This is a genomic window from Deinococcus pimensis DSM 21231 (assembly GCF_000519345.1).
In the GTDB taxonomy this organism is placed as follows: domain Bacteria; phylum Deinococcota; class Deinococci; order Deinococcales; family Deinococcaceae; genus Deinococcus_A; species Deinococcus_A pimensis.
In genome coordinates, this window is the sequence record NZ_KI912637.1 from 27,919 (window position 1) to 37,602 (window position 9,684).

General features: G+C 69.3%; 8 protein-coding genes and 1 tRNA gene. 8 read left to right on the forward strand and 1 reads right to left on the reverse strand.

Going from position 1 to position 9,684, the window contains the following annotated elements:
• Window positions 1–581: glycosyltransferase (locus tag DEIPI_RS41835; RefSeq protein ID WP_157463585.1), on the forward strand; the 581-nt coding region annotated here is incomplete at its 5' end.
• 123 nt (window positions 582–704) lie between these two features.
• On the opposite strand, the gene DEIPI_RS0108705 is transcribed toward DEIPI_RS41835, so the two are convergent.
• A tRNA-Leu gene (locus DEIPI_RS0108705) sits at window positions 705–789 on the reverse strand.
• Between the two features lie 331 nt (window positions 790–1,120).
• On the opposite strand from DEIPI_RS0108705, the gene rpsL reads away from it, so the two are divergent.
• The 7 genes from rpsL to DEIPI_RS29750 form a co-directional block, all read left to right on the forward strand.
• Window positions 1,121–1,525, forward strand: a complete 405-nt coding sequence (gene rpsL / locus DEIPI_RS0108710; RefSeq protein WP_015236781.1) for a 30S ribosomal protein S12 — start codon at window positions 1,121–1,123, stop codon at window positions 1,523–1,525.
• A gap of 10 nt (window positions 1,526–1,535) precedes the next feature.
• Window positions 1,536–2,006, forward strand: a complete 471-nt coding sequence (rpsG, locus tag DEIPI_RS0108715; protein WP_027481519.1) for a 30S ribosomal protein S7 — start codon at window positions 1,536–1,538, stop codon at window positions 2,004–2,006.
• A gap of 132 nt (window positions 2,007–2,138) precedes the next feature.
• Window positions 2,139–4,223, forward strand: a complete 2,085-nt coding sequence (gene fusA, locus DEIPI_RS0108720) for an elongation factor G (RefSeq protein ID WP_027481520.1) — start codon at window positions 2,139–2,141, stop codon at window positions 4,221–4,223.
• Window positions 4,224–4,664: 441 nt separating this feature from the next.
• Complete coding sequence (locus tag DEIPI_RS29745; RefSeq protein ID WP_045233953.1) at window positions 4,665–6,026, forward strand: NAD(P)-dependent oxidoreductase; 1,362 nt, start codon at window positions 4,665–4,667, stop codon at window positions 6,024–6,026.
• Window positions 6,019–7,398, forward strand: a complete 1,380-nt coding sequence (gene preA / locus DEIPI_RS0108730) for an NAD-dependent dihydropyrimidine dehydrogenase subunit PreA (protein ID WP_027481521.1) — start codon at window positions 6,019–6,021, stop codon at window positions 7,396–7,398. The genes DEIPI_RS29745 and preA overlap by 8 nt, the downstream gene beginning before the upstream one ends.
• 114 nt (window positions 7,399–7,512) lie before the next feature.
• Window positions 7,513–8,904, forward strand: coding sequence for a dihydropyrimidinase (gene hydA / locus DEIPI_RS0108735; protein WP_027481522.1), 1,392 nt, complete (start codon window positions 7,513–7,515; stop codon window positions 8,902–8,904).
• Window positions 8,901–9,684, forward strand: a 784-nt coding sequence (locus DEIPI_RS29750) for an ABC transporter ATP-binding protein (RefSeq protein WP_045233954.1), incomplete at its 3' end; no start/stop codon positions are given. The genes hydA and DEIPI_RS29750, both read left to right, overlap by 4 nt.

Sequence of the window (9,684 nt, forward strand, 5' to 3'; positions counted from 1 at the left end):
TGCCGCCGGAGGCGCCGGTGCTGGTGTACCTGGGGCGGCTCGCGCCGGAGAAGAACCTGGAGACGCTGCTCGCGGCGTTCTCGGTGGTGCTGGGGTCGCGTCCGGACGCGCGCCTGCTGGTGGTGGGGGACGGTCCGGCGCGCACGTCCCTGGAGCGGCAGGCGCGTGACCTGCCGGTGGTGTTCGCGGGCGCGGTGGAGTACGCGCGGGTGCCGACGTACCTGGAGGCGGCGGACGCGTTCGTGACGGCGAGCACGTCGGAGGTGCTGCCGATGAGCATGATCGAGGCGCTCGCGGCGGGCGCGCCCCTCGTGGCGACGCGGTACCCGGCGGCGGAGGACCTCGTGCGGGACGGTGTGAACGGCGCGCTGTGCGAGCCGGACGTGGCGTCGCTCGCGGCGGGCATGACGCGGGTGCTCTCGCCGGGGGTGCTGGAGGGGTTGCGCGAGGGCGCGCGCCGATCGCCGGGCGCGTACGACGTATCGGCGCGCGCGCGGGATCTGGTGGCGGTGTACGAGCGGGCGCGGGAGGACCGCTGGCCGCGCGCGCAGGCGTATCGGCGCGCGCAGGGCCTGGGCTGAGGCGCGAGAATGAGGAGAAAGGGAGCGGGCGACAGGCCCGCTCCCTTTCCTGCGTGCTGGGATTTCCCGGTGTCACCGGGGAGGTCAAAGCGAACTCCCCCGCGAATGCGGGGGAGTTCAGGGTGGTGCCGAGGAGGGGACTTGAACCCCTACGCCTCGCGGCGCTAGTCCCTGAAACTAGTGCGTCTACCAATTCCGCCACCTCGGCGCTCAGGGCTCACGTAATGTAGCGGAGGGTGTGTGGCTTGTCAAGACGACGTGGGGCGCGCGTCCGGGTGTCCGGTGAGAAGCCTGTCCTGCAGCTCATTTTTTCCGGCGCGGCACCGTACGCTGCTGCCTTGCACGGGGGACGCCCGGCACGCTAAGATACCTGGGTTGGAATCTGCCCGGCACCGTTGCCGCCGGGTGGCTTCCCCCGGCCCTCCTCGACGGGGAGCTTCTGAACGGAGCCATGCTGACCGAACCGGGTGGGGCGAAATTTCATGGACCGCGGGCGCGCCAGGGCGCCGGGTCCGCTTCGCAAAGGAAGTGATTTCTACTTGCCAACCGTTCAGCAACTTCTTCGCAAGGGCCGCGCGACGCTTCGTAAGAAGACGAAGGTCCCGGCTCTCAAGAGCAGCCCGCAGCGCCGTGGCGTCTGCACGGTCGTGAAGACCACCACCCCCAAGAAGCCCAACTCGGCGCTTCGCAAGATCGCCCGTGTGCGTCTCACGAGCGGCTTCGAGGTCACGGCCTACATCCCCGGCGAGGGCCACAACCTCCAGGAGCACAGCGTCGTGCTGATCCGCGGCGGTCGTGTGAAGGACCTCCCGGGCGTGCGCTACCACATCGTCCGCGGTAGCCTCGACACCGCCGGCGTGAAGGACCGCAACAAGAGCCGCTCGAAGTACGGCACCAAGAAGCCCAAGGCGGGCGCCGCGGCTGCCGGTGCGAAGAAGAAGTAAGGGGTAAGCCGTGGCACGTCGTCGCAGAGCAGAAGTCCGTCCCGTTCAGCCCGATCTCGTCTACAACGATGTCGTGGTGAGCGCCATGATCAACCGCCTGATGCGTGACGGCAAGAAGAACCTTGCCAGCCGCATCTTCTACGGGGCCCTCCGCCTCGTTCAGGAGCGTACCGGCCAGAACCCCCTCACGGTGTTCAAGCAGGCGTACGACAACGTCAAGCCGCGCGTCGAGGTCCGCTCGCGCCGCGTCGGCGGCAGCACCTACCAGGTGCCCGTCGAGGTGAACCCGCGCCGCACGCAGAGCGTCGCGCTGCGCTGGATCGCCCTCGCGGCCGACAGCCGTCCCGAGCGCACCGCCGTGGAGCGCATGGCGGGCGAGCTGATGGACGCCGCGCAGGGCCGTGGCGGCGCCGTCAAGAAGAAGGACGACGTCGAGCGCATGGCCGAGGCCAACCGCGCCTACGCGCACTACCGCTGGTAAATCCCGTCGGGCGCGTTCGCGCGCCGGGGAGCAGCTGAGTAGGGACGGTGGGTCCGCCCCGCCGTCCCTACTTCCAGGGAAGGAGCTTCCCCGGACAGCGACCTCGCGACCTCTCCTGTTGGAGTGAACAATATGACGACCCAGACGAGCAGTTACCTCAACCTCTTCCGCAACATCGGGATTGCCGCGCACATCGACGCGGGCAAGACCACCACGACCGAGCGCATCCTGTACTACACCGGTCGTACGCACAACATCGGCGAGGTGCACGACGGCGCCGCGACGATGGACTGGATGGAGCAGGAGCGCGAGCGCGGCATCACCATCACGGCCGCCGCCACCACCGCGCGCTGGACCCGCTTCGGCCAGGAGTACACCGTCAACATCATCGACACGCCCGGCCACGTGGACTTCACCATCGAGGTGGAGCGTTCCATGCGCGTCCTCGACGGCGCCGTCGCGGTGTTCGACTCCAGCCAGGGCGTGGAGCCCCAGTCCGAGACGGTGTGGCGTCAGGCCGACCGTTACGGCGTGCCCCGCATCGCGTTCTCCAACAAGATGGACAAGACCGGCGCGAGCTTCGAGCTGGTCATCAACGACATCAAGGAGCGCCTCGGCGCGATCCCCGCGCCCATCCAGTACCCGATGGGCCAGGAGAGCGAGTTCAAGGGCATCATCGACATCGTCCGTCAGCGTGCCTACACGTACACCAACGACCTCGGCACCGACATCGAGGAGCACGACGTGCCCGCCGAGTACGCGGACAAGGTCGCCGAGATGCGCTCCGCGCTGATCGAGGCCGCCGCCGAGGTGGACGAAGAGCTCATGATGATGTACCTCGAAGGCGAGGAGCCCAGCGTCGACCAGCTCGTCGCGGCGATCCGCAAGGGCACCATCGAGAAGAAGATCTTCCCCGTGCTCTGCGGCTCCGCGCTGAAGAACAAGGGCGTTCAGCTTCTCCTCGACGCCGTCGTGGACTACCTCCCCAGCCCCCTCGAAGTGCCCGCCATCCGTGGCCGCACCGAGGAAGGCGAGGAGCACGAGTTCCCCGCCGACGCGGGCGGCAAGCTCGCGGGCCTCGCGTTCAAGATCATGGCCGACCCCTACGTGGGCCGCCTGACCTTCGTCCGCATCTACTCGGGCACCCTGTCGAGCGGCACGTACGTGTACAACGCCTCCAAGGGCAAGCGCGAACGCGTCGGTCGTCTCCTCAAGATGCACGCCAACCACCGCGAGGAGGTCACGGAGCTCAAGGCCGGCGAGCTCGGCGCCGTGATCGGCCTCAAGGAAGCCGGTACGGGCAACACCCTCATCGGTGACGACGACGACCGCGTGCTCCTGGAGTCCATCGACGTTCCGGAGCCCGTCATTAAGCTCGCGATCGAGCCGAAGACGAAGGCCGACCAGGAGAAGATGGGCATGGGCCTGTCCCGCCTCGCCGAGGAGGACCCGACCTTCAAGGTCGAGACCGACCAGGAGAGCGGCCAGACCATCATCGCGGGCATGGGCGAGCTTCACCTCGAGATCCTCGTGGACCGCCTGAAGCGCGAGTACAAGGTCGAGGCGAACGTCGGCGCGCCGCAGGTGGCGTACCGCGAGACGATCACGAAGCCCGTGGACGTCGAGGGCAAGTTCGTCCGTCAGTCCGGCGGTCGCGGTCAGTACGGCCACGTGAAGATCAAGGCGGAACCGCTGGAGCCCGGCTCGGGCTTCGTGTTCGAGAACGCCGTGGTCGGCGGTACCGTGCCCCGCGAGTACGTGGCGCCCGCGCAGAAGGGCATCGAGGAGGCCATGCAGGCCGGTCCGCTCATGGGCTTCCCCGTGGTGGACATGAAGGTCACCGTGTACGACGGCTCGTACCACGAGGTCGACTCGTCGGAAATGGCGTTCAAGATCGCCGGTTCGATGGCGCTCAAGGAGGCCGTCCAGAAGGGCGCGCCCGCGCTGCTCGAACCCGTCATGCGCGTCGAGGTGACCGTCCCCGAGGAGTACATGGGCGACATCATCGGCGACCTGAACAGCCGTCGTGGCCAGATCCAGGGCATGGAGGCGCGTGGCAACGCGCAGATCGTGAAGGCCTTCGTGCCCCTCTCCGAGATGTTCGGCTACGCGACCGACATGCGTTCCATGACGCAGGGCCGCGCGAGCTACTCGATGTTCTTCGACCACTACGCGAGCACGCCGCAGAACATCGTCAACAGCCTCCTGAAGAAGTAAGCCTCGTGCTTCACGCCCGCCGGGTTCGCCCGGCGGGCGTCTTCTTTTGCATTCCGGCTCCGTATGGACGCGCGGGTGTACAGTGGAGGTACCTCTCAACCCGGTCCGTCGTCTCGTCGTCCTGCCTCGTGCCGGGAACCGGGGCTCAACGCCTCGTTGCAGGCTGTCGCTGATTTTCTGGACAGTCGGCATCTTTCATGCCTTTTTCCTGGACGAACTTGCCTCAATCTTGCAATCCGTCCGGAAAAAGGTGAACAATGGACCAACCCGCTTCCATTCCCGCACCGTGCCCCGGGTTGCCCGCGTCATCCGACGCTCAGTACCGCAGCGGTTAAATCGCCTCCCGTGAGGGGCCGAACCGTGGGTCGCGCCCGCCGGGCCCGAGTGCCCGGCCACCTTCCACACCCGCGTAGCGACGCTACCTGACACGGAGGTCAAGGAATGGACGAACCACGCCGCACCGCGCCCCTCGCGGAACTCCTGCCGCCCATGACCGAGCAGGAGGCCGCCGTGGAGGCCAACCGCTGCCTGTACTGCTACGACGCGCCGTGCCTGCAGGCCTGCCCCACCCACATCGACATCCCCACCTTCATCCGCAAGATCGCCACGGGAAACCTGCGCGGCAGCGCGCGCACCATCCTGGAGAGCAACTTCCTCGGCGGGACCTGCGCGCGCGTCTGCCCCGTCGAGGAACTCTGCGAGGGTGCGTGCGTCCTCGGGAAGGACCACACGCCCATCCAGATCGGCCGCCTCCAGCGGCACGCCGTGGACCACGTGTGGCAGCGCGACATCGAGATCTTCCGGAAAGGTGAACCCACGGGCCGCAGCGTCGCCGTCGTCGGCAGCGGACCCGCCGGGATCTCCTGCGCCGGCGAGCTCGCCAAGCTCGGGCACGACGTCACCCTCTACGAGAAGCGCGAACTCGGCGGGGGCCTCAGCACCTACGGCATCATCGTGCTGCGCGAACCCGTCGAGGTGGCGCAGCGCGAACTGCGCTCCCTCACCCGGCTCGGGGTGGAGGTCCGCACGAACACCGAGATCCGCACGCGCCCCGACCTGCAGGCGCTGCTCGCCCGGCACGACGCGGTCTTCCTCGCCGTGGGCCTCGGCGCGGTGCCCGCCATGGGCCTCGTCGGGGAGGAGCACGTCACGGACGGCCTGAGCTTCATCGAGGCCAGCAAGCTCGACCCGGACCACCTGCACGTGGGCCGCGAGGTCCTCGTGATCGGCGCGGGCAACACCGCCGTGGACGCCGCCACCATCGCCCGCCGGGGCGCGGACGTCACGATGGTCTACCGCCGAGGCGAGGACCAGATGACCGCCTACCGGCACGAGTACGAGTTCGCGCTGCTCGAAGGCATCCGCTACCGCTTCCACACGCAGCCCATCCGCGTGCTCAGCGAGCACGGACGCGTGACGGGCCTGGAGTGCCTGCGCGTGGAGCTCGGGGGGCTCGACGCGAGCGGACGCCCCACCCCGATCCTCGTGGCGGGCAGCGAGTTCGTGCTGCCCTGCGATCAGGTCATCACGGCGGTCGGGCAGGAGAAGCCCGCGCTCGCCGTGGAGCTCGGTCTGGAGACCGAGAAGGGCTACATCCGTGTGGATGACGACCTGCGAACCAGCGCCGAGCGCGTCTGGGCAGGCGGTGACTGCGTGCGCGTCCGTGGGAGCGCCAGCACCGTCATGGCCGTGCAGGACGGCAAGCTCGCCGCGCGCGCCATTCACGCCGACCTCACGGCGAACGCCCCGACCACCACCATCACGGTCACGCCCTCCGTCACGGGCGAGGTGAACCATGGCTGACCTCAGCATCGACTTCGCGGGCATCCGCTCCCCCAACCCCTTCTGGCTCGCGAGCGCGCCCCCCACCAACAGCGGCGCGCAGATCATCCGGGCGTTCGAGGCGGGCTGGGGCGGCGCCGTCTGGAAGACCATCGGCGCGCCCGTCCTGAACATCAGCAACCGCTACGGCACCCTGAGCGTGTACGGCCAGCGCGTCGTCGGACTCAACAACATGGAGCTCATCTCCGACCGTCCGCTGGAGGTGAACCTGCGCGAGATCGCGGAGGTCAAGCGCCTCTTCCCGGACCGCGCCGTCATCGTGAGCGCCATGGTGGAGAGCGACCCGCGCGCCTGGGCGGACATCGTGCGGCGCATCGAGGACACCGGCGCGGACGGCATCGAGCTCAACTACGGCTGCCCGCACGGCATGAGCGAGCGCGGCATGGGCGCCGCCGTGGGGCAGGTGCCGGAGTACTGCGAGCAGATCACGCGCTGGGTCACGTCCGTCGCGAGCATCCCCGTCATCGTGAAGCTCACGCCCAACGTCACGGACATCACGCGGCCCGCGCAGGCCGCCGTGGCGGGCGGCGCGAACGCCCTCTCGCTGATCAACACCATCAACAGCGTGATCGGCGTGAACCTCGACACCTTCGAGCTGACGCCCAGCGTGGGCGGCAAGGGCAGTCACGGCGGGTACGCCGGGCCCGCCGTGAAGCCCATCGCGCTGCACCTGCTCTCCGCCGTCGCGACCACGCCCGACGTCGCGCGTGCGGGCCTGCCGATCAGCGGCATGGGCGGCATCCAGACCTGGCGCGACGCGGCGGAGTTCCTTCTGCTGGGCGCGACCAGCCTGCAGGTCTGCACCGCCGCGATGCACTACGGCTACCGCATCATCGAGGACCTCACGGACGGCCTCAGCAACTGGCTCGACGACCACGGCTTCGCGAGCGTCCGCGACGTCGTGGGCCTCAGCGTGCCGCGCGTGAGCAGCTTCGGCGACTTCGACCTGTCCTCGCGCGTCGTGGCGCGCATCGACCCTGACAAGTGCATCCGCTGCAACCTCTGCTACGTCGCGTGCAACGACACCGCGCACCAGTGCATCGACCTGCACGACCCGGCGGGCATCCGCGTGGACCCCGGCTACGACGAGAGAGTGAATGGCAAGGCGGTCGCGGACGGTCGCCCCCAGCCCGTCGTGCGCGAGGACGACTGCGTCGGCTGCGCCCTGTGCGCGGGCGTGTGCCCCGTCGACGCCTGCATCGAGATGGTGAGCGTCCCCTCGGGCCGCGAGAGCGTCACGTGGTCGCAGCTCACCCGCGAGCAGCCCGCCGTCACGCAGGACTGGGCCGCGATGGAGCGGTACCGCGAGGAGGTCGGCATCGACATCCACTGAGCCGTCAGCCGTCAGCGACCGGCCGTCAGGAGGACCCGCTCGACCACGACCACCGAACACTGACCGCCGAACGCTCACCGCTGTGTCCGCCCGCACACCCAGGAGGCCCACGACATGCCCCTACTGATCAGGAACGGCGAGATCGTCACCGCCGACGCCCGCTTCCGCGCGGACGTCTACGTCGAGCACGAGACCATCACCCGCATCGGCACGAACCTGGAGGTCCCCGACGGCACCGAGGTGATCGACGCGACCGGGAAGTACGTCTTCCCGGGCTTCATCGACCCGCACGTGCACGTGTACCTGCCGTTCATGGCGACCTTCGCGAAGGACACGCACGCCACCGCGAGCCGCGCGGCGCTCGTGGGCGGCACCACCACCTTCATCGAGATGTGCTGCCCCTCACGCGGCGAGGACGCCCTGGAGGGCTACCACCTCTGGAAGTCCAAGGCGCAGGGCCAGAGCGCGTGCGACTACACCTTCCACATGGCCGTCACGAAGTACGACGAGCAGACCGAGACGCAACTGCGGCAGATCGTCGCGGACGGCGTCAGCTCCTTCAAGGTGTTCCTCTCGTACAAGAACTTCTTCGGCGTGGAGGACGGCGAGCTCTACCAGACCCTGATGCTCGCCAGGGAACTCGGCGTGATCGTCACGGCGCACTGCGAGAACGCCGAGCTCGTCGCGCGGCTCCAGCAGAAGCTCCTCGCGGAGGGCAGAACCGGCCCCGAGTGGCACGAGCCGAGCCGCCCCGAGGAGGTGGAGGCCGAGGGCACCAACCGCTTCGCGACCTTCCTGGAGGCGACGGGCGCGCGCGGCTACGTCGTGCACCTCTCCTGCGCGCCCGCCCTGAAGGTCGCGCTGGACGCCAAGGCGCGCGGCGTGGACCTCACGGTGGAGAGCGTCATCCCGCACTTCCTGCTCGACAGGACGTACGCGGAGCGTGAGGGCGTGGAGGGCATGAAGTACGTCATGAGCCCCCCGCTGCGCGACAAATCCAACCAGAAGGCGCTGTGGGACGCGCTCGCGGCGGGTCTGATCGACACGGTCGGCACGGACCACTGCCCCTTCGACGTGGCGCAGAAGGCGATGGGGGAGGGGGACTTCACGAAGATCCCCAACGGCATCCCCGCCATCGAGGACCGCGTGAACCTGCTCTGGACGTACGGCGTGAGCCGCGGGCGGCTCGACCTGCACCGCTTCGTGGACGCCGCGAGCACCCGCGCCGCGCGGCTCTTCGGGCTCTTCCCCCGCAAGGGCACGGTCGCGGTGGGCTCCGACGCGGACCTCGTGGTGTACGACCCCGCGTACCGCGGCGTCATCAGCGTCGCGACGCAGCACGTCAACAACGACTACAACGGCTTCGAGGGCTTCGAGATCGACGGGCGGCCCTCCGTGGTGATCCTGCGCGGGCAGGTCGCCGCGCGTGACGGTGAGTTCGTCGGGGAGCCCGGACGTGGCACCTTCCTGCGCCGCACGCCCGCGCGGGAACCGGAGTTCGCGTGACCGCCACCGCCGGACGCGCCGCGCCCCGCTCGGGGGAGGGCGCGGGCGCCATCAGCGTCCGGGACGTCAGCATGGTCTTCCCGGGCGCGGCGGGCTCGTCCGACACGGTCGCGCTCCAGAACGCCAACCTGGAGATCGGCGCGGGTGAGTTCGTCAGCCTCATCGGGCCGTCCGGGTGCGGCAAGACGACGCTGCTGCGGCTCCTCGCGGACCTCGCGTCGCCCACCGCGGGCGAGCTCCTCATCGGTGGGCTCACGCCGGCCGCCGCGCGGGAGGCGCGCGCGTACGGCTACGTCTTCCAGGCGCCCGCCCTCATGGAGTGGCGCACCGTCCTCTCGAACGTGATGCTGCCCCTGGAGGTCATGGACTTCCCGCGCGCGGAGCGGCGCGAGCGGGCCGAGCGGATGCTGCGCCTCGTCGGCCTCGAAGCGTTCGCGCGGAGCTTCCCGTGGCAGCTCTCGGGCGGCATGCAGCAGCGCGTGTCCATCGCGCGGGCCCTCGCGTTCGACCCGCCCGTGCTGTTCATGGACGAGCCCTTCGGGGCGCTCGACGAGATCACCCGCGAGAACCTCAACCTGGAACTGCTGCGCCTGTGGCGCGAGACCCGCAAGACGGTCGTGTTCGTCACGCACTCCATCAGCGAGGCGGTGTTCCTGTCCACCCGCGTCGTCGTGATGACGTCCCGTCCGGGCCGCATCGAGGGCGTCGTGGAGGTGGACCTGCCGCAGCCCCGCAGCTTCGAGGCGCGCGAGGACCCCCGCTTCTTCGCGACGGCGACGC

What these genes read in the sequence shown, in the direction of transcription:
- fusA (WP_027481520.1), top strand. Translation starts at nt 2,139, where the DNA reads ATGACGACCCAGACGAGCAGTTACCTCAACCTCTTCCGCAACATCGGG.
- DEIPI_RS29745 (WP_045233953.1), top strand. Translation starts at nt 4,665, where the DNA reads ATGGACGAACCACGCCGCACCGCGCCCCTCGCGGAACTCCTGCCGCCC.
- preA (WP_027481521.1), top strand. Translation starts at nt 6,019, where the DNA reads ATGGCTGACCTCAGCATCGACTTCGCGGGCATCCGCTCCCCCAACCCC.
- hydA (WP_027481522.1), top strand. Translation starts at nt 7,513, where the DNA reads ATGCCCCTACTGATCAGGAACGGCGAGATCGTCACCGCCGACGCCCGC.